The organism is Bradyrhizobium sp. HKCCYLS1011 (assembly GCF_051167795.1).
Classification (GTDB): domain Bacteria; phylum Pseudomonadota; class Alphaproteobacteria; order Rhizobiales; family Xanthobacteraceae; genus Bradyrhizobium.
This window is the reverse complement of the sequence record NZ_JBNPTT010000004.1, coordinates 557,250-580,019: the sequence shown is the minus strand read 5'-3', so window position 1 is coordinate 580,019 and position 22,770 is coordinate 557,250. Positions and strand designations below refer to the sequence as shown.

At 63.4% G+C, this 22,770-nt stretch carries 20 protein-coding genes; 14 read left to right on the top strand and 6 right to left on the bottom strand.

The window, feature by feature from the left end; translation table 11 throughout:
• Positions 1-154: 154 nt before the first annotated feature.
• The 3 genes from ACQR1W_RS15725 to madL are packed head-to-tail and all read right to left on the bottom strand — an operon-like array spanning position 155 to position 2,052.
• Positions 155-850, bottom strand: coding sequence for a GntR family transcriptional regulator (locus ACQR1W_RS15725; protein WP_434851606.1), 696 nt, complete (start codon positions 848-850; stop codon positions 155-157).
• Positions 851-1,615 carry a malonate transporter subunit MadM gene (madM, locus tag ACQR1W_RS15720; protein ID WP_434851605.1) on the bottom strand — a complete coding sequence of 255 codons (765 nt, stop codon included), beginning with the start codon at positions 1,613-1,615 and terminating at the stop codon, positions 851-853. It abuts the gene before it with no gap.
• Entirely contained in the window at positions 1,612-2,052 is a 441-nt protein-coding gene (madL, locus tag ACQR1W_RS15715) for a malonate transporter subunit MadL (protein WP_434851604.1), read from the bottom strand. The genes madM and madL overlap by 4 nt, the downstream gene beginning before the upstream one ends.
• Positions 2,053-2,242: 190 nt before the next feature.
• Between madL and mdcA the strand changes: the two genes are divergently transcribed.
• Genes mdcA through ACQR1W_RS15680 form a run of 7 tightly spaced genes read left to right on the top strand, consistent with a single transcriptional unit; the run spans position 2,243 to position 8,272 of the window.
• The gene (gene mdcA / locus ACQR1W_RS15710; protein ID WP_434851603.1) at positions 2,243-3,889 is read left to right on the top strand and encodes a malonate decarboxylase subunit alpha; all 1,647 of its coding nucleotides are present in this window, start codon (positions 2,243-2,245) and stop codon (positions 3,887-3,889) included.
• Between the two features lie 10 nt (positions 3,890-3,899).
• Complete coding sequence (gene mdcC / locus ACQR1W_RS15705) at positions 3,900-4,217, top strand: malonate decarboxylase acyl carrier protein (protein WP_434851602.1); 318 nt, start codon at positions 3,900-3,902, stop codon at positions 4,215-4,217.
• Positions 4,214-5,131 (top strand): biotin-independent malonate decarboxylase subunit beta, encoded by a 918-nt coding sequence (locus ACQR1W_RS15700; protein ID WP_434851601.1) that lies wholly within the window; start codon positions 4,214-4,216, stop codon positions 5,129-5,131. The genes mdcC and ACQR1W_RS15700 overlap by 4 nt, the downstream gene beginning before the upstream one ends.
• Positions 5,118-5,858 (top strand): biotin-independent malonate decarboxylase subunit gamma, encoded by a 741-nt coding sequence (mdcE, locus tag ACQR1W_RS15695; protein WP_434851600.1) that lies wholly within the window; start codon positions 5,118-5,120, stop codon positions 5,856-5,858. The genes ACQR1W_RS15700 and mdcE overlap by 14 nt, the downstream gene beginning before the upstream one ends.
• Positions 5,851-6,498 carry a malonate decarboxylase holo-[acyl-carrier-protein] synthase gene (gene mdcG / locus ACQR1W_RS15690; RefSeq protein WP_434851599.1) on the top strand — a complete coding sequence of 216 codons (648 nt, stop codon included), beginning with the start codon at positions 5,851-5,853 and terminating at the stop codon, positions 6,496-6,498. The genes mdcE and mdcG overlap by 8 nt, the downstream gene beginning before the upstream one ends.
• Positions 6,495-7,343, top strand: coding sequence for a triphosphoribosyl-dephospho-CoA synthase MdcB (gene mdcB / locus ACQR1W_RS15685; RefSeq protein ID WP_434851598.1), 849 nt, complete (start codon positions 6,495-6,497; stop codon positions 7,341-7,343). The genes mdcG and mdcB overlap by 4 nt, the downstream gene beginning before the upstream one ends.
• Positions 7,343-8,272, top strand: a complete 930-nt coding sequence (locus tag ACQR1W_RS15680; RefSeq protein ID WP_434851597.1) for an acyltransferase domain-containing protein — start codon at positions 7,343-7,345, stop codon at positions 8,270-8,272. Before mdcB ends, ACQR1W_RS15680 begins: the two co-directional genes overlap by 1 nt.
• On the opposite strand, the gene rhaI is transcribed toward ACQR1W_RS15680, so the two are convergent.
• Positions 8,269-9,567, bottom strand: a complete 1,299-nt coding sequence (gene rhaI / locus ACQR1W_RS15675; RefSeq protein WP_434851596.1) for an L-rhamnose catabolism isomerase — start codon at positions 9,565-9,567, stop codon at positions 8,269-8,271. The two genes, ACQR1W_RS15680 and rhaI, sit on opposite strands and share 4 nt — an antisense overlap.
• A complete protein-coding gene (locus ACQR1W_RS15670; RefSeq protein ID WP_434851595.1) occupies positions 9,564-11,660 on the bottom strand; it encodes a bifunctional rhamnulose-1-phosphate aldolase/short-chain dehydrogenase in 2,097 nt (698 codons plus the stop codon). Before ACQR1W_RS15670 ends, rhaI begins: the two co-directional genes overlap by 4 nt.
• A gap of 145 nt (positions 11,661-11,805) precedes the next feature.
• Between ACQR1W_RS15670 and ACQR1W_RS15665 the strand changes: the two genes are divergently transcribed.
• From ACQR1W_RS15665 to ACQR1W_RS15640, 6 genes are all read left to right on the top strand, one after another.
• Entirely contained in the window at positions 11,806-12,657 is an 852-nt protein-coding gene (locus ACQR1W_RS15665; protein ID WP_434851594.1) for a DeoR/GlpR family DNA-binding transcription regulator, read from the top strand.
• Positions 12,654-14,204: a sugar ABC transporter ATP-binding protein gene (locus ACQR1W_RS15660; protein WP_434851593.1), complete on the top strand. Its 1,551-nt coding sequence runs from the start codon at positions 12,654-12,656 to the stop codon at positions 14,202-14,204. Before ACQR1W_RS15665 ends, ACQR1W_RS15660 begins: the two co-directional genes overlap by 4 nt.
• Positions 14,201-15,187 carry an ABC transporter permease gene (locus ACQR1W_RS15655; RefSeq protein WP_434851592.1) on the top strand — a complete coding sequence of 329 codons (987 nt, stop codon included), beginning with the start codon at positions 14,201-14,203 and terminating at the stop codon, positions 15,185-15,187. Before ACQR1W_RS15660 ends, ACQR1W_RS15655 begins: the two co-directional genes overlap by 4 nt.
• Positions 15,184-16,176, top strand: coding sequence for an ABC transporter permease (locus tag ACQR1W_RS15650; protein ID WP_434851591.1), 993 nt, complete (start codon positions 15,184-15,186; stop codon positions 16,174-16,176). The genes ACQR1W_RS15655 and ACQR1W_RS15650 overlap by 4 nt, the downstream gene beginning before the upstream one ends.
• 46 nt (positions 16,177-16,222) lie before the next feature.
• Positions 16,223-17,338, top strand: coding sequence for an autoinducer 2 ABC transporter substrate-binding protein (locus ACQR1W_RS15645; protein ID WP_434851590.1), 1,116 nt, complete (start codon positions 16,223-16,225; stop codon positions 17,336-17,338).
• Positions 17,339-17,423: 85 nt separating this feature from the next.
• Positions 17,424-18,788, top strand: a complete 1,365-nt coding sequence (locus tag ACQR1W_RS15640; protein WP_434851589.1) for an FGGY-family carbohydrate kinase — start codon at positions 17,424-17,426, stop codon at positions 18,786-18,788.
• A 243-nt stretch (positions 18,789-19,031) separates the two neighbouring features.
• Here the strand turns inward: ACQR1W_RS15640 and ACQR1W_RS15635 are convergent, their stop codons facing one another.
• Positions 19,032-22,334 carry an AAA family ATPase gene (locus tag ACQR1W_RS15635; protein WP_434851588.1) on the bottom strand — a complete coding sequence of 1,101 codons (3,303 nt, stop codon included), beginning with the start codon at positions 22,332-22,334 and terminating at the stop codon, positions 19,032-19,034.
• Positions 22,335-22,539: 205 nt separating this feature from the next.
• Here ACQR1W_RS15635 and ACQR1W_RS15630 point away from each other — a divergent pair, with 205 nt between their 5' ends.
• Positions 22,540-22,746 carry a hypothetical protein gene (locus tag ACQR1W_RS15630; protein ID WP_434851587.1) on the top strand — a complete coding sequence of 69 codons (207 nt, stop codon included), beginning with the start codon at positions 22,540-22,542 and terminating at the stop codon, positions 22,744-22,746.
• Positions 22,747-22,770: the final 24 nt, after the last annotated feature.

Genomic DNA, 22,770 nt, shown 5'->3' with positions numbered 1-22,770 from the left:
CCTCGCGCGCGCGAACAGATGCGCCGAACTTTGTACGCCGACGGACGGCTCAGTAATCCACTGGAACATGGTCAGCGCGAGAACCAACGCGATAGAAAAACGACAAACGATGAGCGTGATGCGGAATGGAAAATAGCGGTGCGGCCGCCAGACGCTATCCCTCTCGGCCGAAGCGATCGTCGATGTAGCGCCTGAGCGCGGCGGCCGCGTTCAACATGTGAGCGCGCATGCGGCGCGCGGCGGCCTCGCCATCGCCCTCGGCGATCGCCTGCATGATCGCGTCATGCTCCTCCCGCGACCGACGGATGCGGTCGCCTTGGCGCAGCTGGGTTCGGCGAAAGGCACTAAGCCGGGCGCGAACGTCCTGCGCCTGCTCGGCAAGGAACGAATTGTGCGTCGCCCGGTAAATGGCTTCGTGGAACTCGCGGTTGAACGCGTCATAGGCATCGACGTCGTTCGCCTCGACCATCTTCAGCGAGGCCTCATGAAGTTCGATCAGATGACTGCGCTCGAGCGGCGTCATGCGATAGGTCGCGAGCCTGACGCACATGGCCTCCACTTCGGCGCTGGTCTCGAACATGTCCATGATGCGCTCGGGCGTCATCCGGGCAACGACCACGCCGCGGCGTCCTCGGACTTCGACCAACCCGCTGACCACGAGTTGTCGAAGCGCCTCCCGCACGGGCGTGCGGGAGGCACCAAACCGATCCGCAAGCTGTTGCTCTTCCAGAGCCGAGCCGGCAACCAGTGAGCCTGACGCGATCTCGTCCGTGAGCGCGTTTCGGATACGATCGGAGAGCAGTCCCCCATCGTCTTCGGCTTCAGCTGCGACTTTGAACAGACCTGCCATTCAGCTCCCCGTGATTGCGCGTACCGTGAAGTAGAGGACGGACGGTGCGACCAGACATCCCAAGCCGGTATGAAACGTCGCGGTCAATGCACCGTAAGGCACCAGACGTCGATCGGTTGCGGCCAGCCCTCCGGATACGCCACTGACCGTCCCCATCAAGCCGCCGAACACCATCGCGCTGCGTGGATTGTTGAGGCCGATCATCTTCGCGACGAACGGCGTGCCGATCATGACGATCACCGCCTTGAATACACCGGTCGCGATCGACAGCGCAATAACCGGCGACGACGCTCCGATCGCCGCACCCGTGACCGGCCCTACGATGTAGGTGACCGCGCCGGCCCCGATCGTCGTCAGCGAGACGGCGTCGGTGTAGCCAAACGCCAAGGCGACGAACACGCCCAGAATGAACGGAACGACCGTTCCCAACCCGAGCGCGACCGCACCGATCAGGCCGGCCTTGCGCGCATGAACGACATCGACCTCGAAGGCCGTGGCCACGATGGCAAAGTCTCGCAGCATCGCGCCTCCCATCAGGCCGATCCCGGCCAGCGCCGGCAGGTCGGCCACGCCCTTCTCGCCACCGGTCGCGACGCCGCCGAAGAAGGCCAGCGCGAGGCCCAACATGATCGCAATCGCCGATCCGTGAATGCGCCCGAGCGTAAGGTATTTCGAGATCGCTCCGGAGATCCACATCAGGATTCCCACTGCGGCAAACGCGGTGAGAAGCGTATTAGCGGCAAGCACGTGAGACATCATGTTCATCCGATCCTCCCGGACTTGAGCCCGAGCACGGGACGGACGAGTTCCTCGGCCTCGCGCGCTTCAATCTCGTCGATCGTCTCGACAGGACCGCTGAGCCGGCCAATGAGGGCCACCATCGCAAAACACACCGCGACAGAGCCTACTCCCGCGATGATCACGATCGGCCCGCCCTTGACTGCGGCCACCACGTTTTGCTGTGCGGCCATCGCGACCACGATCGGGATGTAGAAGCTGCCCCAGAACTCGACTCCGGTCTTGAGCCCGTGACTGAGCAGGCCGCGTCGCACCAGGCAGAGCCGCGCTGCGATCAAGAAGATCATCGCGATGCCGACGCCGCCGACATTGGCTTTGACGCCGAGCACCACCCCGAGCAGGTCGCCCAGCCAAACTCCGAGCAAGGTGCAGATTGCAAGCAATGCCACTCCGGAGATGGTCACGGCCGCCCCCTCTCTGCGAGTTGGCCGCCAGCGGGGGCGGGACGCTTTGTATGCATCAGCATCTTTTATTTCCTCCTATGTATGCGGTTTATGCTTATTACAGGAACAACGCATACATTAATTGACAAACGAATGCAATACGCATACGAAGAAGCCAGCGAATGAACTTCCGGCATGCCAAGGAGCGAACATGGGCCATTGGGGTATGCAAAGGACGGCATTGAGGGAGCGCTTGGCCGCGGGACAGCGGCACGCCAAGGGGAAGATCGTTCCGATCCCCGCCCTTCCCGCATTTCTGAAGGCGGTGATCCGAAGCGGCGACCGGGTATGCCTCGAGGGCGATAACCAGAAGCAGGCCGATATCCTCGCCTCGGCGCTCGCGGCGCTCGATCCCCGCGAGGTTCACGACCTGCACATGGTCCAGTCGGGCGTGGTGCTATCAGCGCATCTCGACGTCTTCGACAAGGGCATCGCGCGACGGCTGGATTTCTCCTACTCAGGCCCGCAGTCGGCCCGCATCGCGCGCATGCTGTTCGGCCGCAAGATCGAGCTCGGAGCCGTGCATACCTACCTGGAGCTGTTCGCCCGCTATTTCATCGATCTCACACCGCATGTCGCCCTGATCGCGGCAGTGAGTGCCGACAAGGATGGCAACCTCTATACGGGACCCAATACCGAAGACACCCCGACGGTCGTCGAGGCGACCAGCTACAAGAATGGCCTCGTCGTGGCGCAGGTCACCGAGGTCGTCGACAAGGTGCCACGAGTCGATATTCCCGGCGACCTCGTGCATTTCGTGGTCGAAGCTGGCAAGCCATTCTATGTCGAGCCGCTGTTCACACGCGACCCTGCCGCCATCACCGAGACGCAGATCCTGACCGCGATGCTCGCGATCAAGGGCATCTATGCGCCTTATGGCGTTCGCCGGCTCAACCACGGCATCGGATTCAACACGGCCGCCATCGAGCTCCTGCTGCCGACGTATGGCGAGAGGCTCGGGCTCAAGGGCAAGGTCTGCACGCATTTCGCACTCAATCCGCACCCGACGCTGATACCCGCGATCGAATCCGGCTGGGTCGACCAGATCCACTGCTTCGGATCGGAAGTCGGCATGGAGGACTACGTCGCGGCGCGATCGGACATGTTCTTCACCGGGCCGGACGGATCGCTGCGCTCCAACCGCGCCTTCTGTCAGACGGCAGGCCTCTACGCCTGCGACATGTTCATCGGATCCACGCTCCAGATCGACCTCGAAGGCCACAGCTCGACAGTGACGACGAATCGTATCGCCGGCTTCGGCGGTGCGCCCAACATGGGCTCTGATCCGCGCGGCCGCCGGCACCCGAGCGAACCCTGGCTCAAAGCGGGTGCCGAGGCTGCGCCCGACGCCAACGCTGCGCTTCGCCGCGGCCGCAAGCTCGTCGTGCAGATCGGTGAGACCTTCGGTGACAACAATGTACCGCTGTTCGTCGAACAACTGGATGCGCTCGCGCTGGCGCGCGAGCTCAATCTCGATCTCGCGCCGGTCATGGTCTACGCCGACGACGTCACCCACATCGTCACCGAAGAGGGAATCGCCAATCTGCTCCTTTGCCGCAACACCGACGAGCGCGAGCAGGCGATCCGCGGCGTTGCGGGATATACCGATATCGGCCGAGCCCGCGATCCCAAAATGGTCGAGCGCTTGCGTGAGCGCGGCGTGATCCGGCGGCCCGAAGATCTCGGCATTGATCCGCTCGATGCCGATCGCCGCCTGCTGGCGGCGCGCTCGATCAAGGATCTCATGCTGGCATCCGGCGGACTTTATCGGCCCCCCAGCCGCTTCCGTAACTGGTGAGGAGTTTCGCATGGAGAAGCTCAGCTTCAAACTGGACGCGCCGACATCCGCGGGCGGCAGTCGCAAGCAGGCGATCGTTGGCGTCGTTGCCTCGGGCAACCTGGAGGTCTTGCTGGAACGAGCCGCGCCGTCGGATCTCTGCACGATCGAGATCGCCACGGCCGCGCATGGGTTCGGCGCCGTATGGGAAGCCGTGGTCCGCGACTTCGTCGCCCGCCGCCCTGCCGGCGGCTTGCGCATTTCCATCAACGACGGCGGAGCCCGCCCCGACACGGTGGCGCTACGGCTTGCGCAAGGCGTTCGCATGATCGAGGAGCCCGAAGCATGACCACCGCCCAAACCAATGCGGCTTCACTGAGCTGGTATGAAGCGAGCGCCCGGCAGCGCATCGAGGCGCTGCTCGATCGCGGCAGCTTCTGCGAATTCATCGGGCCGGAGCAGCGCGAAGCCAGTCCGCATCTTTCGATCTTCGATCTTCCGGAGCAGTTTGACGACGGCATCGTCATCGGCCGCGGCCGCCTCGAAGGATCATCGGTGCTGGTCGCCGCGCAGGAGGGACGCTTCATGGGAGGCGCCTTCGGCGAGGTGCACGGGGCGAAGCTCACCGGGCTGTTGCGCGCGGCTCGTAGGCTCAAGGAGGACGTACTGGTCCTGTTCGACACCGGCGGCGTGCGTCTTCAGGAAGCCAATGCCGGCGAGCTCGCGATCGCCGAGATCATGCGCGCGGGGATCGAGGCCCGGCGAGCGGGGATCAAGGTCGTCGGACTGATCGGCGGCCGCGCCGGATGCTATGGCGGCGGCAGCCTGATCGCCGGCACCTGTTCGTGTCTGATCATCTCGGAGCAAGGCCGCATCAGTGTCAGCGGCCCCGAGGTCATCGAAACCAACAAGGGCGTCGAGGAATTCGACTCGCGCGACCGCGCTCTGGTCTGGCGCACCATGGGCGGCAAGCACCGCTACCTGATCGGCGGCGCCGACAGATTCGTTGACGATGAGGCGCAGGCGTTTCGCCAGGCTGCGATCGGCGCATTCCAGATCAACGGGCGCTACGATCTCCCTCTTCTCACGGCAGAGCAGCAGCGCCTTGAACGGCGTCTGACGCGCTTTTCCCACGCCAACGATGCCATCGACGTCTGGCAAACCCTCGGCATCGAGAATCCGACGGAAATTCCTGGACTTCCAACCGAGGAGTTTGTGCGGCGCGCGGCTGACAAACGGGAGAATGCCGATGACGCTCGATGACATCTTGGCCGGACTGTTCCCGAACGGCTGTGAGATCGAAACCACCGGCGCGACGATCACCGGACAGGCGATCCTGCCTGATGGAGGGCCGATCCATGTGCTCGGCATCACGCACGGTCAGCCTCTCGGCGTCGACGAAGCGATCGCGCTTGCAGGGCATGTGATCGAGATCATCGGATCTGGCGACCGGGCTCCGATCCTGTTCCTGGTGGATTCCGCCAGTCAACGGATGAGCCGGCGCGACGAGCTGCTCGGCTTGAGCGAGTACCTGTCTCACCTGGCCAAGGCGTTGCTGCTGGCGGAAGCGGAGGGACATCGAACGATCGGCCTGCTCTACGGAGGCAGCGCGGCCGGTGCCTTCATCGCCACGGCCCTTGCCACCGGCACGCTGGTGGCGCTTCCCGGTGCGCATCCCGCGGTGATGGATCTGCCCTCGATGGCGCGGGTGACCAAGCTTCCGATCGATGTCCTGAAGGCCAAGGCGGAAGCGACGCCGGTGTTCGCGCCGGGGCTCGACAACATGGTGCGGACCGGCGGCATTCACGTCGTGTGGGACGCAGATGCGCCATTGGCGCCGCAGCTTGCGGCCGTGCTGGAGCGGCCTGCGACACAGGACGATCGCGGCCGACTCGGGGCCGAACGAGGCGGACGTCGCAAGGCGGCCGATATCGCTGATCGCGTGGTCGCACTCGCAACGAGCTCACGGCAGGCGTCACAACATGGTTGAGGCTCTCGAACGCCATACGATGGTGAAGGCGTCGATAGCGGCATGGAATGCGGTGATGATCCGGCATCACGAGCTCGCCAAGGAGCCGGTCATCGAGGGCTGGGCGCGTGCCGGCCATCCGCTGATTGTTCGTCGGCCAGGTTGCAGCGATACCGCAGGAACCATTCCGCTCGGTTTGCCGCTGCCGCCCGCGCACGGCAAGCGGCGCATCGCGATCGCGCTCGCTGCGAGCGAAATCATCGAACACAAGCCGCCGCCGTTGCTGGCGGAGGCGGCAGCAGCAGCCCCCTCAGCCTGGCGAGCAACGATCGATCGCCTTCTCGAGCTTTGCCCGGAGACCCGCACCTTCGGCAGCCTGGCCTGGCAATATCTCACCGGCCTGCCGTATCTGTCGCAAGGCTCGGACCTCGATCTGCTCTGGCCAGTGTCGGCACTCATGCAGGCCAACACCCTGCCCTCCCGCATTGCCGAGATTGCCCAACACGCGCCGATGCGGCTGGACGGCGAAATCGTTGCGGCGGCGGGCGGTGTGCAATGGCGCGAGCTGGCGGGCGATGACGGCGATGAGGTGCTCGTGAAAGCGCCGACCGTCGTCCACACCATGACCAAGGCGGCATTTCTCGGCGGTCTGCTTCCATGACCGTTGCGCTGAGATGGCAATCGCTGCCGGGATCCGAGCTCCATGCGGAGCAGCTCGCCGATCTGGCATCGCTTTGCTTGAAGCTCGAAGTCGAGACCTATCCGAAACCGGGGCTCGTGAGCCATATCGACAACGGCTCGCACAGCGACATGGATGCCGAACTGCTGTGCCGAAGTGCAGACACCCTGACACCCTATTTCCGGGATCTGGCGGTCGCGGGCGCCGAAGGCGCCGGCATGAACCGGTTGCGTGCGATCGGGGTTGCTGCGGAGCGCGCGATGTTGGCTGCGACCTCCGGCGTGAACACGCATCGCGGCGCGATCTTCGGACTGGGTCTGCTTTGCGCCGCAGCCGGACGTCGGAGCGCCCTCGGAATTCGCAAGCCGCTTGGCGCCTTGGTGTCACAACATTGGGGTGAGGCCATCCTGTCCGGTCCGATCTCGCTTCGCAGCCATGGCGCCGTGGCGTCGCGCCGCTATGGCGCCGGCGGCGCCAGGGCGGAGGCGGCCCACGGCTTTCCATCGGTCTATGACATCGGCCTTCCCGCTCTGCATGTTGGGCGGAAGCTCGCTCCTGGTAACGAGGAAGCCATTCGCGTTCAGGCCTGCATAACGCTGATCGCCAATGTCACCGACACCAACCTTTTGCATCGGGGCGGAGCGGAGGGATTGCGGTTTGCGCAAGACAGCACATCTGATTTCCTTGCCACGGGCGGCGTCGGATCTCCCGGGTGGCACAAGCGAGCCGTCGCCATCCATCGCGGATTCGTGGCGCGCAATCTGAGCCCGGGCGGCTCAGCGGATCTGCTTGCCATGACCCTGTTTGTCGATAGGCTGGATCACTGATGCTTGCACTGCTCTGCGGCGGACAAGGGACCCTTTCGCAACAGATCTTCGATCTGATCGCAGGTCAACCCGCCGCAGAGCCGGTCTTTGCCGCGGCTGCCGGCTATCTTGGACAAGATCCGCGGGAGTTTGTCCGCCAGCGAAGCGCGGACGAACTCTCCCTGAACCAACCGAGCCAGGTCCTGACCGTGACGTCAGCTTTGGCAATCCATGTCTGCATTGCCGATCTGCTTGCCGAACAGACCGCCGTCACAGGCTACAGCGTCGGCGAAATGGCCGCGTGGAGCATTGCAGGAATATGGACGGCGGAAGAGGCCTTGCGACTGACGGATGTTCGCGCCCGGCTCATGGAACGAGTGGCAGGACCCGATAGCCGACTAGGTTATGTCCGCGGGCTCGACCGGAGCAGGCTGGAACGACTGCTTGAAAAACACCGCTGCGAGATCGCGATCAAGAATCCGGATCAGCTCTTCGTGGTCGGAGGCGCGGAGCAGGATGTGATCGATCTTTGCGATGCGGCCGCAGCGGAAGGCGCCGCGCGCACCGGCCTTCTCGCCGTGAGAGTGGCCTCGCACACGTCTCGACTTGAGCGGGCTTGCGAACCGCTGCAACAGGCGCTCGATGCCAGCCAACGCACAGCCGTCGATAGTCGACGAACTTTGCTTGCCGGGGGCGATGGCGAGCGCATCTTTTCTGCAAACCAAGCAACAGCAAAGCTCGCACGCCAGATCGCGCGACCGGTCGATTGGTGCGCGACTCTGGAAGCCCTGGCAGAGTTGGGCGTAACCAGGGTGCTGGACTTGGGACCGGGACATGCGCTTGCAGACATGATGCAGGCCTTTGCTCCGTCCATTCGGTGCTATGCTGCGGATGCGTTTCGCACACTGGATGGCTTGCGAAACTGGGTCGCCTCCGAAGAGCGGGCCTAGACGATACCGGCGGAACTGCCGACCATATTGGGACGCTCCTTCGCCTTTTGGGCGCGATAGCCGGACGCGCGATAGGCCTGGATCGGCGCGATCGCACCGCCGGCACGCAGACGGGAGACCGCGAGCAGCGGTGAGACGTCGGTCGTGAAGGCGTGTTTCAATGCGAGATGCGCGCCGAGCGCATCGTTCGCCGTCTGCGCCGCCTCGAGCGCCGTGCGGTCGACCAGCAGGGCCTGCGCATAGGCCCGCTGCAGCTCCATCGCCGATTGAATCAGGCTCTCGATCGGATCGGTCACATTGTGGGACTGGTCGATCATGTAGGCCGGAGCGAAGCCCGCCGCTTTGCGGCGCTCGGCATCGACCAGCTCGTTGAACACCAGGAACAGCCGGAACGGCTCGACCGAACCGCTGTCGAGATCATCATCGCCATATTTCGAATCGTTGAAATGGAAGCCGGCGAGCTTCTGAAAGCGGATCAGCCGGGCAACGATCTGTTCGATGTTCACGTTGGGCGCGTGGTGTCCGAGATCAACGAGGCAATGCGCCTTGGGCCCGAGTTCCTGAGCGACGGCGAAGCTCGTCCCCCAATCGGAGATCACGGTCGAATAGAACGCCGGCTCATACAGCTTGTGCTCGATGAACACGCGCCAGTCCTCGGGCAGCGCCGCGACGATCTCAGCCATCGCATCAAGATAGCGGTCCAAGGCGCCGGTCAGGTTCGACTGGCCGGCAAAGTTCGATCCGTCGGCGATCCAGACAGTCAGCGCCCTCGAGCCGAGCTTGCGGCCGATCTCGATACAGTCGATGTTGTGAGCAACAGCCTGGTCGCGCACCGCGCGGTCCGTATGCGACAACGAGCCGAACTTGTAGGACAGCTGCTGCCTCGGCTGATCCTGAAAGGTGTTGGAATTGACCGCATCGAAGGCCAGCCCATGGGCTCCGGCCTTCTCGCGCAAGGCCCCGTAGTCGTCGACCTTGTCCCACGGAAAGTGCGGCGAGATGGTCGGCGTCGCGCGGGCCAGCTGCTGGATCACGGCACAATCGTCGATCTTCTCGAACACGTTGCGTGGTTCACCCGGGCCGGGAAAACGGGCGAAACGCGTGCCGCCGGTGCCGACTCCCCAGGTCGGAATCGCGACCCCGAACGCCATGACCTTGTCGACGATGGCCTCAGTGTCGACCCCGCGCCGGGCCAGGTTGCGCGCAAGCGCGTGATAATCCTCCAATGTCGCGCTTTCGAGCTGGGCATTGCGCTCTGCGACGAAATCCGCGCTGATCGAAAACGGCGCGCTCATCGCGTGAAGGCCTGGGCGTTGCCGGCATCGACGTTCAGGATGTTGCCGGTCGATTTGGCCGAAAGGTCGGAGGCGAAGAAGTAGACACCTTCGGCGATGTCCTCGGGGAACACCGACCGCTTCAGCATCGACCGCTCGCGGTAGACCTCTTCAAGCTGATCCTCCGACACCTTGTTGGAAGCCGCGCGCTGCCGGCGCCACTCGCCTTCCCAGATTTTCGAGCCACGCAGCACCGCATCGGGGTTGACCGTGTTGACGCGGATGCCATGCGCCGCGCCTTCCAGCGCCAGGCAACGGGCGAGATGAATCTCCGACGCTTTGGCGGCGCAGTAGGCCGAAGCACCCGCCGACGCGGCGAGCCCGTTCTTCGAGGCGACGAAAACGATCGCGCCGCCGATCTTCTGCTGCTGCATCAGCCGGAACGCCTCGCGCGAGACCAGGAAATAGCCGGTCGCAAGGATATCCATGTTCTGCTGCCAAAGCCCGAGACTGGTGTCCTCGACCGGCGAGGCCGAGGCGATGCCGGCATTGGAGACGACGATGTCGACACCGCCGAAGGCACGCATTGTCTCTTCGAACGAGGCGATCACCGCGGCCTCATCGGTCACGTCGAGCTTCACGCCGATCGCCGCGTCGCGGCCGTGACGCTTGACGATCGCCGCGACGCGCTCGTCCAGCGCCTTCTCATCGATATCGGCGATGACGACGCAGGCACCCTCACTAAGCAACCGCCGCACGGTCGCCTCACCGATGCCGCCGGCCCCGCCGGTCACATAAGCGATGCGCCCCGCGAGCGACTTCGGCTTGGGCATGCGCTGAAGTTTTGCCTCCTCCAGCAGCCAATACTCGATGTTGAAGGCCTCCTGCTCGGCCAGGCCGACATAGGTGCTGACGCCCGAGGCGCCGCGCATGACATTGATCGCGTTCACATAGAACTCGGCGGCGATGCGCGCGGTGGCCTTGTCTCTGGCGAAGGTGAACATGCCGATCCCTGGCATGAGGTACACGACCGCGTTGGGATCGCGCATCGAGGGCGAATCCGGATGATTGCAGCGTTGGTAATAGCCGGCGTAGTCGGCCCGGTAGGCGGCAAGACCGTCGTCGAGCCCGGCGATCACCTCGTCGAGATTGTCACGCGCGGGATCATAGGGCAGCACCAGCGGCCTGATCTTGGTGCGCAGGAAATGATCCGGACAGGATGTTCCGAGCGGCGCAAGCGTGGCCATCGCGTTGGAGTTGACGAATTCCAGCACGTCCGGCGCATCGGTGAAATGGCCGATCTTGCGTTCGTCGCCGGAGATCCTGCCGCGGATCAGCGGCATGATGCGGGCCGCGACCATGCGGCGCTTCTCCGGCGAGACCGTCTCGACCTTGGCGCCGCCGAAGGACGGTCGCTGCTCATGCGCAGCGAGCCAGTCGGCCGCCTGCTGAATCACGCGCAGCGTCAGCTCATAACAGGCCTTGGACGTCTCTGCCCAGGTGAAGAGTCCGTGGCCCCCCAGCACCACACCGACCAATTCCGGATGGCGCGCGGCCATCTCACCGAGCTTGAGGCCGAGGTCGAATCCCGGCCGTTGCCAGGGCAAGAAGCCGAGCTGACCACGAAATATCTCGCGCGTGAGCCGCTCGGCGTCGACTGAGGCCGCGATCGCAATCACGGCATCGGCATGGACGTGATCGACATGACGGCGCGGCACGAACGCGTGCAGCGGCGTATCGATCGAGGTCGCGCGCGGATTGAGATCGAAGGTGCAATGGTTGAACAATGCCACCATCTCGTCCTCGTGCGCGATGCCGCGATAGAGGCGTTTCAAACTCTCCAGCCGATCGAGATACAGGGTTGCAAAGCCGTCGCGCTTCATCGAGCCGAGATCGCCGCCGGAACCCTTGACCCAGAGCACGCGAACCTGCTCGCGCGTCAGCGGGTCCGCCATCTCGATCTTGGCCGAGGTGTTGCCGCCGCCGAAATTGGTGATGCGCAGATCGGCTCCGAGCAGGTTCGACCGGTACAGCAGTTGGCCGGGCTCATCGAGCGCGGCGGCGACGGTGTCGTCCCACAGATTGGGCAAAGGCGCGACCGAAGCCTCTCTCATTGGGAACCTCCCTGTTTTTCTTTCAGCTTATGTCACTCATTCGATCATGGTCAATCACTCCGGCGAGCTGCGAGATCGGAACTTGATTGATGCAGCGCGATATTGATCGATCATGAAAGTTTGTAGTTGACCGGTTGCCGAACGCATGACCTACTTGCTGAAAAGAAAATGGGAGGATGACGGCGTGCACGAGCGGGAACGCTGGCAGGTCATCAAGACGCTGTTGCGGGAGCGGTCTCTGGTGCGCATCGCGGATGCGTGTCGCGCGACCGGTGCCTCCGAAGCTTCCGTGAGGCGCGACTTCGCGAGCCTCGCCGCACAGGGCGTGGCCAGCAGGGTGCGCGGCGGGCTCGAGGCGCTAGCCGCCCCGCACCCGACGCCAGGCGATATCGTCACGCTTGCGACGCGCTCGTTCGATGTCAGCCAGACACTCAACATCGATGCCAAGCGCACCATCGCCAAGGCAGCAGTCGCCCTCTGCGCCGATGGCGACACCATCATTATCAATGGCGGCACCACGACCTACCAGATGGGCGACTATCTGCGCGACCGGCGGCTGAAGGTGCTGACCAATTCATATCCGCTCGCCGAGATCCTGATCCACCACTCGAAATGCCGCGTCGCTCTGCCGGGTGGCGAGATCTATCGCGAGCAGGGCGTCATCGTCTCGCCGTTCGAGGAGGACGCAATCCAGCACTACTCGGCGACGCGCATGTTCATGAGTGCGATCTCGATCGGTCCGCTCGGCGTGATCGAGGGCGATCCCCTGCTCGCCCGCGCCGAATCGAAGCTGCTCAAGCGCGCCGAGAAGCTGATCGTGCTCGCCGATTCCTCCAAATTCGCCGCACGTGGCAGTCTCGTAGTCTGCCCGCTCTCGCGCATTCACGCGCTCGTCACCGATTCTGGGGCGCCGCATACGGCCATCGACATGCTGCGCCAACACGGCGTGGAGGTGATCGTGGTCGACGCGGCCGCCGAATCCAACGCGGCCGCATGACGATGGCGACGGAGATGCACCGGGACGACACTCGCGCAGCGCCGCTGTTGTCGGTGCGCGCCATCGAAAAGTCGTTTCCGGGCGTCCGGGCGCTGTCCGGCGTGTCCTTTGATGTCGCGAGCGGCGAGGTCCACGCGCTGTTAGGGGAGAACGGCGCTGGCAAATCGACCTTGATCAAGATCGTCTCCGGCGTGTTTCCGCCCGATCGTGGCGAGGTGATGGTCGACGGCGAGCCGGTCAATCTCGCGCGGCCGGACGACGCCCGGCGTGCCGGCATCGCCACCATCTACCAGGAGCTCTTGCTGTTCCCGGAACTCACCGTCGCTGAGAACGTCTTCATGGGTCACGCGCCGCGCACCAGATTCGGCCGCGTGGATTGGCGAACGATGCGTGAAAAGACCAACGAGTTGCTCGCCTCGCTCGAGATCTACGATCTGCAGGCAGACCAGATCGTCGGCTCGCTCAGCGTCGGCAACCGACAGCGCGTCGAGATCCTGCGTGCTTTGTCGCAGGATGCCCGCATCCTGATCATGGACGAGCCGACGGCGGCGCTCACCGAATATGACGTGACGCGGCTGTTCGAGATCGTTCGCAAGCTCAAGGCGCGCGGTGTTGCCGTCATCTACATCAGCCACAAGCTCGATGAGATTTTCGCCATCGCCGATCGCGTGACGGTGCTGCGCGACGGCGCCCATGTGGCGACCAAGCCGGTTGCCGAGACCGATTCAGCTGCGCTGGTGCAATTGATGGTCGGCCGCAGGATCGAGAGCCTGTTCCCGAAGATCGCCGTTCCGATCGGCGAGCCGGTGCTGGAGGTGATCGATCTCGAACGCCGGCCGCTGACGAGGACAGTCTCGCTGAATGTGCGAGCCGGTGAGATCGTCGGCTTGGCCGGACTGGTCGGCTCGGGCCGCAGCGAACTGGCGCAGATCATCTTCGGCGTCACGCCGGCCGAAGGCGGCGAGATCCGGATCGCAGGTCGGAAGGTCGACATCCGCTCGCCGGCCCAGGCACGGTCGCTCGGCATCGCCTACGTCCCCGAGGACCGCGGCACGCAAGGGCTGGTGCGACCGATGACGGTACGCGAGAATTTCAGCCTCGCCGCCTTGGCCAAGGTCGCCTTCGCCGGCTTCATCGATCGCACCTCGGAGCGCAGGCTCGCCGCCGACGGCGTCGCACGCTTCGCGGTCAAGACCCATTCGCTCGAACAGGTCGCCGGCAAGCTGTCGGGCGGCAACCAGCAGAAGATCGTGCTCGGCAAGTGGCTGGCCAATCAGCCGAAGCTGCTTATCCTGGACGAGCCGACGCGCGGCATCGATGTCGGCGCCAAGGCCGAGATTCATCGCCTGATGGGCGAACTGGCGGCGCAGGGGCTGGCCGTGCTGATGATATCGAGCGAGCTGCCGGAAGTCCTCGGCATGAGCGATCGCGTCCTCGTCATGCGCGAGGGCCGCATTGTCGCGGAGTTCTCGCGGGCGGAGGCGACCCAGGAGACGGTTGGGACCGCCATGATGGGCAGCCGCAAGAGCGTGGAGCAAGCGGCATGAGTGTCATGACCGTGTCTTCTTCCAGGGCCGATCCGCGGCGGATCCTGAAAGCGCTCGCCTCGCAAGAGGCATTACTCGCGATCGCGGTGATCGGGCTTGCGATCGCGGTCGGTCTTTATAACCCGCGCTTTCTCGCCGCCCGCAACCTCTCCGACGTGCTGCTCGGCAACGCCTACATCGCGGTCGCCGCGATCGGCATGTCGATGGTGATCATCTCCGGCAATATCGACATTTCGGTCGGCGCACTGATCGGCGTCTTGGCCACCTTGAGCGGCACCCTGGCGGTGAAGGGCGTGCCGATCATCGTGACGTGGCTCGCCCCGCTCGCGGCGGGAATCCTCATCATGGGCCTGCAGGGCGCCGTCATTGCCTATCTGCGCATTCCCGCGATCGTGGTCACGCTCGGCATGCTCTCGATCCTCAAGGGCGGGCTGATCAGCGTGACCGGCGGCAAATGGATCACCGACCTGCCGGACAGCTTCCATCTCGCCGATCTCGAGCTGCTCGGCAGCGTGCCGATGCCGGTGTTCCTGATGGTCGCAGCGACCATCCTCGCCGCATGGTGGATGCATGATTCGGCGCCGGGCCGGGCCATCTACGCGGTCGGCGGCAATGCGGAGGCGGCGCGGCTGTGCGGCATCTCGCAGCCGCGCACGGTGGTGATGGTCTTTGCGCTGCACGGACTGTTCGCCGGCGTTGCAGCGCTGTTGTATGCGACGCAGCTCCGGGTCATTCAGTCGACGGTGCCGCCGAACCTCGAACTGACCATCATCACCGCCTCGGTGGTCGGCGGCGTCAGCATCCTCGGCGGCGTCGGCACCGTGATCGGCTCGACGCTCGCAGCGGTCCTGATCGCCGAGATCGCCAGCGCCCTGGTTTTCATCGACCTGTCGCCGTACTGGATCCGCGCCGTGCAGGGCATGCTTATCCTCGCAACCGTGATCGCCGATATCCTGCGCCGCCGGCGCATGGCCGGAGCATGAGCGCGATGAGCGAAATCCCGCTGCCACCCATCGCAAGGCGCGCCGCACCCTGGTGGCTGCTGCGCCACGAAACCATGCTCGCGGCGATCCTGCTGGTCGCACTGGTCGTGCTCGGCTCGCTGAATGATCGCTTCCTGACGCTCGACAACCTGCTCAATCAGGGTCGCCTGACGACCGAGGTTGGTCTGATCGCCCTGCCGATGACCTTCATCATCATCACCGGCGGGATCGATCTCTCGGTCGGCTCGATCGTCGGTCTCTGCGCGATCCTGCTCGGCTATTCCTGGAAGAGTTTTGGCTTTCCGCTACCGGTCGCGATCGGTTTCTCGCTGCTGGTCGGCGCCGCGGCCGGCTTCCTCAATGGGCTCGTCATCACCCGCGTGAAGGTGCCGCCGTTGATCATGACCATCGCGACGCTCGCGCTTTATCGCGGCCTCGCGGAGGGCATCAGCCAGGCGCGTTCGGTGCGCGGCTATCCGCAATGGTTCTATGTCATCGGACAGGAGAACCTGTTCGGCATTCCGGCGCAGCTCTGGCTGCTGCTGATCGCGATCGTGATCGCTGGCATCGCGCTCGATCGCACCACCTTCGGTCGGACGCTGTATGCGATCGGCAACAACGAGATCGCGGCGCGCTTTTCCGGCCTGCCGGTCGATCGCACCAAGCTGATCATCTACACGCTGTCGGGTCTGATGGCCGGCCTGTCTGCGGTGGTTCTGGTCTCGCGGGTCACGACCACGCGCTCCGACATGGGCAGCGGCTACGAACTCGACGTGATCGCGGCGGTGGTGCTCGGCGGCACCAGCATCTTCGGCGGGGTCGGTTCGATCTGGGGCACGGTCGTCGGGCTCGCGATGATCCAGCTTCTCAAGGATGGGCTCGCCCTGACCGGCGTCAAGGGTGATGCGACCATCGTGGTGATCGGTACGGTGCTGATCCTTTCGACCCTCGTTGCGAGTTCGCTCCAGAGGCGCCGCGACGGCGTCTGAAGGGGCTTCAAGCCGCGGAAAGCGGCGTCAGAATGGGAGGAAGAGCATGAGACTCGGATTAGCTGGAGCGCTGCTCGGCGCGACGCTGCTGGCCGGGACGGCCAATGCGGCGGACAAGCGATGGGATGGGGCGGACGACCTGCCCGTCAATCCGCTGGCCTGCGCGGCCGGCGAAGCCGCCGCTCCTGCCGCGGCCAAGCCGTATGACGGCGGCCAGCCGACGAACGCCCCTGACAAGGCCGGCAAGCCGATCTCGCTGGTCGATGTGCCGAAGCTGATCGGCATCGGCTATTTCAACGCCACCTCGAAAGGCATGCAGGACGCCGCCAAGGAACTCGGCAACGTCACCGTGAAGACCGACGGCCCGACCGAAGCCAAGATCGACGAGCAGATCAAGTTCATCGACAACTACATCACGAGCGGCGTCGACGGCATCCTGTTCGCCGCCAATGATCCAGTGGCGATCGCGCCCGTGCTGAAGAAAGCGCTGTCGAAGGGCATCCATGTCATCGGCTACGATGCCAACTCCACGCCGGATGCGCGTGAATGGTTCGTCAACCAGGCCGAATTCAACGGCATCGCCAAGGCGATGATCGACTCGATGGCCAAGGAGGCCGGCGAGGACAAGGGTTTTGCGATCGTCACTTCCACGTTTACGACCCCCAACCAGGCGCGATGGATCGCCGAAATGTGGGCCTACGCCGAGAAGTGCCATCCCAAGCTGAAATGGCTCGAGACGGTCGAGGCGCAGGAGGACAACAACCTCTCCTTCAACCAGGCGACGACGCTGATCAACAAATACGGTGACAGGCTCTCCGGCCTGTTCGGCATGACCTCCGTCGCGACACCGGCCTCAGCGGAAGCCGTGACCAAGGCCAAACTCTGCGGCAAGGTCGCGGTCGTCGGCCTGGCCACGCCGAACGCGATGAAGCCCTATGTCAACGCCGACTGCGTCAAGTCGGTGGTGCTGTGGAACCCAGTCGATCTCGGCTATGCCGCGACCTACGTCGCGCGCGCCGTCGTGGACAGCAAATTGAAGCCCGGCGCGGCGTCGGTGGACGCCGGTAAACTCGGCAAGCTGAACGTCGTCAATGGCAGCGAGATTCTGCTCGGGGCCCCCTTCATCTTCACCAAGCAGAACATCAAGGACTTCGATTTCTGATCGCCGCTTCCGGCGTCCCGGCTGCGTAGTGCGGCCGGGACATCTGCGGCCAGTTATGTCGGTGCGTGCACCACGGTGTTGAACGATGAGCCAAACGGTCGCGGTGCTCGACGTCGGCAAGACCAACCTGAAGCTGGCGCTGTTCGCGCAGGGCCGGCTGCTCTGGGAGACATCCGCGCCCAACCGCATCGTACCGGGACTGCCCTATCCGCATGAAGATGTCGACAGCGCCTGGACGTTTCTTTTGGACGCACTCCGCGATGCGGCCCGCGCCCACGACATCGATGCGCTGGTCCCGACGGCCCATGGTGCGGCCGGCGCCTTGATCGGCACGAGCGACCTCGCCGCGCCGGTGATGGACTACGAATGGCCGGACGTCGATGCAATCGAACCGGACTATGCGGCGATCCGTCCGCCATTCGTGGAGAGCCTGTCTCCGAAAGTGCCTGGGGGCCTCAATCTCGGGCGACAGCTCGCCTACCAGAAATGGCGCTGTCCGGATCTGTTCGCAACGGCAAAGTATTTCGTCCCCTATCCCCAATATTGGGCTTGGCGCCTGACCGGCGTCGCGGTCTCGGAAGTCACCTCGCTCGCGGCCCACACTGATCTATGGATGCCGCGGCAGGGGCGTGTTTCGAGCCTGGTCGAGGCGCTCGGCGTCGGTCACCTGCTTCCGCCGCTGCGCCGTGCCTTCGATCGGCTCGGCCCGATCAGACCCGACATCGCCGCAGTAACGGGCCTCGCTCCGGAAACGCCGGTTGTTTGCGGCATCCACGATTCTAACGCGTCGCTGCTGCCCTATCTCGTCTCGCGTCCAGCGCCGTTCACGGTCGTTTCCACCGGCACCTGGGTGATCCTGATGTGCGTCGGGCTTTCGCTCGATCAACTCGATCCGCGTGACGACACGCTCGCCAATGTCGACGCGCTCGGCCGGCCGACTGCCTGTGGCCGCTTCATGGGTGGACGCGAATATGCCGCTATCGCCGGCAGCAGCGGCAATCCGGATCTTGCGGCGATCGCGCGCATCATCGCCTCGGGCACCATCGCCCTGCCCTGCTTCTCCGGTCAGGGCGGACCTTATGCGGCGACCAAGGGCGCGATCCGTGGTGACGTCGAGCCGCGCGATCGGAGCGCACTGGCGACGCTGTATTGCGCGCTTGTCACAGACCTGATGCTCACGCGCATGGGAGCCATCAATGGCGATCTCATCGTCGAAGGAAGCTTCGCCGGCAATCTCGCATTCTGCCAGACGCTTGGCGCCTTGCGGCCGCAGCAGCCTGTCTTTGCAGCGCGAGATACCGCAGGCACAGCCCGCGGCGCCGCAATGCTGGCGGATTGGCCGCCCGCCTATCCCATCGCGATGCCCACAGCCGTGGCCGCGGCTCTGATCCCAGGTCTCGACGCCTATCGCGAGACTTGGCAGGCGGCAATCAACCTGATCGCGCGCTGAGCGAGCTCGCACGAGCCGTTGCGGTCTAAGGTCCCGCACCTCAATGGGTTGCCGCCTGAACGACGGGAATCCTCAGGAGCCGTCGCATTGCGTGGACGCGGTCCCGATGAGCTCGGGGGACCGTAGTTATTGAGCCGGCCCACATCAACGGTGCCGTCTGCACGCACTTTCGCCTGGTGGCCTCGTCGGAATGGGCTAGTCGCAACGCTAGAGGCGCCGACGATCGTCGTTGCCGATCTCTCCTCAATGATGGAGCGATCGCTCGCCGAGCCTGGCCAGCAAGGTCCGCGCCGAAATCAAATCGCTCGTGTCGGCGCCCTCCGTAAACGAGTCGCTGATCGGCGCCAGCAGAGCATGTGCGCCGGCTTCATCTCCTTCGCTTTGTAGTAGCTCGGCCAGGTTGATCGCGGCGCGCAATTGCCAGAGCTTCGCTCCCTGATCAGTCGCCATTACAAGACTCGCCTGTAGCAAGGCTCGCTTTTCTTCGTTGTTGCGCGCGCCGTATAACCCTCGCAGGCGGATGATTTCCGCGGCACACCATTTTTCTCCGATCGATTCAACCAGCTTCGTTGCGCGATCAAGCAAATCCATTGCGCCGGCGCGATCGCCTATTTCGCCCCGTAATTCTGCCGCAGACGCCATGAAAAATGGTAGAAACGCCCAGTGTTCGGTGGTTTCGAAATGTCGGATCGTGACCTGCATTTCGTTGAGAAAGAACGGGTCGCGAGTGGCGCGAAATTGTCCCCAGCAATGGAAAATCATCCCGTCCCGCGCACCCTTGAATGTTTCGTATTCCGAGGTGATCTTGAAAATTCGGGCGGCAAGGTCGCGCACGCCCTGGTCGTCCCTCTGCATAATACGTTGCACGCATGCGCGGCGCAGGCCGAGAACCAGGCTGACCTGATGATTCAGTGTCTCCGCATGCTTGATCCCTTCGGTGCTCATGGCAGCACCCGAGTCAGGATTACCCATAGCAGTAAGGCAGATTCCAAGGATAGTGCAAGCCGAGACCTTTGGATCTCGTGTGGTTAGCGCCGCTTCAGGTCCATCTCGAGAAGCCTCGTACATATCGAGGAAGGACCTGAGGTCGTCGTGCGCCTTCGCGAAGCTGCCCGAAAGTAGATGCGCGAAACCGCTCGAGCGCTTAGCGACCAGCAGGGCCTGCCGATTCCCCGCTTTGTGGCCGGCATCACGAAGCTCGTGGGCGGACGAAAGCATCTTATCATATGCCGAATGAGTGAAATAGTAATTGATCAAACCGTCGTGCACGCGAATCATTTGATGAGTGTCGTCGAACTCCAGACACAGCCGGAGAGCGCGCTCGAACGTCGTGCGGACCTCCTCGCTGCCGGATCCCTCGTGGTCGATCAAGGCGCGACCGAGTGCGACCTGAATTGGGAGCTCACGTCGTCTCCTCTCAGGCGAATCCGGCAGGAGCTCGAGCTGGCGCAAAGCATTCCGAAGGTGGTTCACCATTTCTGCGAGCGCGAACCGCCCAGTCGCGAGATCCGCCGACCTCAGATAGTACGTCACCGCCTTGTCGGGCATGCCAGCTTCGGCAAAATGCCAGGCTGTTACTTGAGGAAGGGTCGCCTCGACGTCGGCCGGAGCCTTCTCAAGCACCTCAGCGATCTTGCGATGGATGGCGGAGCGCCGCTCACGTGGCAGCGAGGCGTAAGCAGTTTCTTGCACAAGGGCATGCTTGAACAGGTAAACGGCGTCATGAGGGATAATGAGCTGGGCTTCTATCAGTTCCCTCAGCGAGCGTTTGATTTGGATATGGGATAAATCAGAGATGGCTTGCAGGATGTCGAAAGAAAATTCACGCCCGATAACTGAGCTGGTCTGCGCGATTTCTTTTCCAAGAGGAAGGCGGTCAAGCCTGCTCATGAGAGAAGCGTGCAGCGTCGCCGGTATTGTGCCGGGGGCGAACTGCCATTCAGTCGAATCGTTCGAACCGTCGTTTTGCTGTCGGTCTCTTTCCAATATTGACCTGGTCAGCTCTTCGATGAACAGCGGCACGCCGTCGGAATTAGCGACGATGCGATCGACAAACTGACTGGACAAATGCAGATTGCCGGCGACTTCCTGGACAAGTACCGCCGCCAAATGCCGATCAAGCGCATTCAAGATGCGAACGGTAACGTGCGGGCGCGACGACCATGCGGGGTGAGGATCGACGCGACGCGACGTGATGATGACGAGTATTGGAATCTGTTCCGCCAGATCAATCAAGCGCGCCAACAAGTCGAGCGTTGTTGCATCAGCCCAATGGATGTCTTCAAAAGTCACTGCGATCGGCGACCGCCAGGCGGAGCTTTCAAATTGGCGAAGTATCGCGGTAAATGTCATCTCCTTCTTCGCGCGCGGGGATACGTTGCTCGCCTGTTCCTCGGCGGTGTTTGGGATCGAGAGCAGGTCGGCGAGATGAACGATGTCTTCCGCAGAGGCATCGGCCGGCAGTGACCGCCTCAGCTTCTCGCGCCTCACATCCGCAGAGTCCGTGCCGTGAAGGCTTGCGATACGCTGGACCAGGTGGATAACGGGATAGAGCGGCGTGTGACGGTGTAGCGGCGAGCAAGAAAACCGGAAAGCAAAGTGTCTGCCATCGCGGACCACTTGCTCGATCGTAGCGACCAGGCGCGATTTTCCGATGCCCGGGTCGCCGCAGAGCAGCACGACCCGCCCTTCGCCACTGTTGACCTGCTGCCATCGCCTCTGAAGCAGTTCGACTTCTTCGATGCGGTTGACCAACCTTAGCTGTCGCGGGTGTAGTGCCTCGAATCGGCTGTCAACCGAGCTTTGGCCAAGGACGAGCCACGCTGGTTCTCCGGGCGGCCGTCCTTTCATTATTCCCGTATCGAACTGCTGGTACTCAAAGAGGCCCCCGGCGAGGCGTTTGGTTGCCTCGGAAATACAAACTGTGCCGGGCCTGGCAGCGGACTGCAAGCGAGCAGCGAGATTGGGCGTATCGCCGATTGCCGCGGCCTCCTGCGATGCGCCCAATAGATCGCCAACGACGACCAAGCCAGTGGCGATGCCGACGCGCGCACTCAGAGTACCGGGAGGCCCTGCCTTGCTGGCAAGACCGCCAACCGCACTGACGGCTGCCAGCCCTGCGCTGATTGCACGCTCTGCGTCGGCTTCGTGCGCCTGGGGATAGCCGAAATAGGCAAGAATGCCGTCGCCCAAATAGCGAGCGACAAACCCCTCATACTGCTTGATTGCTGTTATGACGGCGCCGTTGAAACCGGCAATGACATGTCTCAGATCTTCGGGGTCCAATTGCCTACCAAGGACCGTGGACCCGACCAAATCGACAAACATGACGGTCAGATGACGCCGCTCCAAACCGGTTTCTGGCAACGCAGCAACCGGCAGGTCAGACGGTACGCGCAGCGAGCTGGTGCCACATTCCCCGCAGAACCGCTTGTCCGGCGCGTTTTCCGAGCTGCAGACGTGGCACCGCCATGGCAATGGCGCCCCGCAATCGCCACAGAATTTCTTGTTTTCCTCAACGGAAGCCCTGCAGTGCATGCAAATCATGCGAGTTTCCGAAATAGCCGCCGAAAAGCCGTATCCTGCTGACTCGGCTTCAACAAATCAAGGTCGACGGCCGAAGCCAGCCGGACCGTAGCACGCCGACGTCGCAATTATTGCAAATTCGGATGGACGCCTCGCGGGCTTTGAGTAAACTTTTGAGATTCTCAATGGCGCCAGTGGGTGCCTACCTTTTTCCAGGGAGGCGTTGATGTGTTTTGTTCCAGTTCCCGGCAAGCCAGATACTTATAGGCACGTGTTGAAGAAATTCATCGTGACCATACCGTCAAACCGAAAGCAGATCGCCGCGCTTGCGCAGGCGCTCAACATTCCACCGAAACAGTTTGAAAAGTTTGGATCCGGCAAGATCCTGATCGTAAACGACCAGGGCGGCAGGAAGCCAACCAAGAAAAAATAGCAAATCGCAGCAGAGCGCGATGCC

Coding starts and splice junctions, on each gene's coding strand:
- ACQR1W_RS15700 (WP_434851601.1), top strand. CDS start 4,214: ATGACCACCGCCCAAACCAATGCGGCTTCACTGAGCTGGTATGAAGCG.
- mdcC (WP_434851602.1), top strand. CDS start 3,900: ATGGAGAAGCTCAGCTTCAAACTGGACGCGCCGACATCCGCGGGCGGC.
- ACQR1W_RS15650 (WP_434851591.1), top strand. CDS start 15,184: ATGAGCGCGATGAGCGAAATCCCGCTGCCACCCATCGCAAGGCGCGCC.
- ACQR1W_RS15660 (WP_434851593.1), top strand. CDS start 12,654: ATGACGATGGCGACGGAGATGCACCGGGACGACACTCGCGCAGCGCCG.
- mdcG (WP_434851599.1), top strand. CDS start 5,851: ATGGTTGAGGCTCTCGAACGCCATACGATGGTGAAGGCGTCGATAGCG.
- ACQR1W_RS15655 (WP_434851592.1), top strand. CDS start 14,201: ATGAGTGTCATGACCGTGTCTTCTTCCAGGGCCGATCCGCGGCGGATC.
- mdcB (WP_434851598.1), top strand. CDS start 6,495: ATGACCGTTGCGCTGAGATGGCAATCGCTGCCGGGATCCGAGCTCCAT.
- ACQR1W_RS15630 (WP_434851587.1), top strand. CDS start 22,540: ATGTGTTTTGTTCCAGTTCCCGGCAAGCCAGATACTTATAGGCACGTG.
- ACQR1W_RS15645 (WP_434851590.1), top strand. CDS start 16,223: ATGAGACTCGGATTAGCTGGAGCGCTGCTCGGCGCGACGCTGCTGGCC.
- mdcE (WP_434851600.1), top strand. CDS start 5,118: ATGACGCTCGATGACATCTTGGCCGGACTGTTCCCGAACGGCTGTGAG.
- rhaI (WP_434851596.1), bottom strand. CDS start 9,567: ATGAGCGCGCCGTTTTCGATCAGCGCGGATTTCGTCGCAGAGCGCAAT.
- mdcA (WP_434851603.1), top strand. CDS start 2,243: ATGGGCCATTGGGGTATGCAAAGGACGGCATTGAGGGAGCGCTTGGCC.
- ACQR1W_RS15640 (WP_434851589.1), top strand. CDS start 17,424: ATGAGCCAAACGGTCGCGGTGCTCGACGTCGGCAAGACCAACCTGAAG.
- ACQR1W_RS15725 (WP_434851606.1), bottom strand. CDS start 850: ATGGCAGGTCTGTTCAAAGTCGCAGCTGAAGCCGAAGACGATGGGGGA.
- madM (WP_434851605.1), bottom strand. CDS start 1,615: ATGAACATGATGTCTCACGTGCTTGCCGCTAATACGCTTCTCACCGCG.
- ACQR1W_RS15635 (WP_434851588.1), bottom strand. CDS start 22,334: ATGATTTGCATGCACTGCAGGGCTTCCGTTGAGGAAAACAAGAAATTC.
- ACQR1W_RS15665 (WP_434851594.1), top strand. CDS start 11,806: ATGACCTACTTGCTGAAAAGAAAATGGGAGGATGACGGCGTGCACGAG.
- ACQR1W_RS15680 (WP_434851597.1), top strand. CDS start 7,343: ATGCTTGCACTGCTCTGCGGCGGACAAGGGACCCTTTCGCAACAGATC.
- ACQR1W_RS15670 (WP_434851595.1), bottom strand. CDS start 11,660: ATGAGAGAGGCTTCGGTCGCGCCTTTGCCCAATCTGTGGGACGACACC.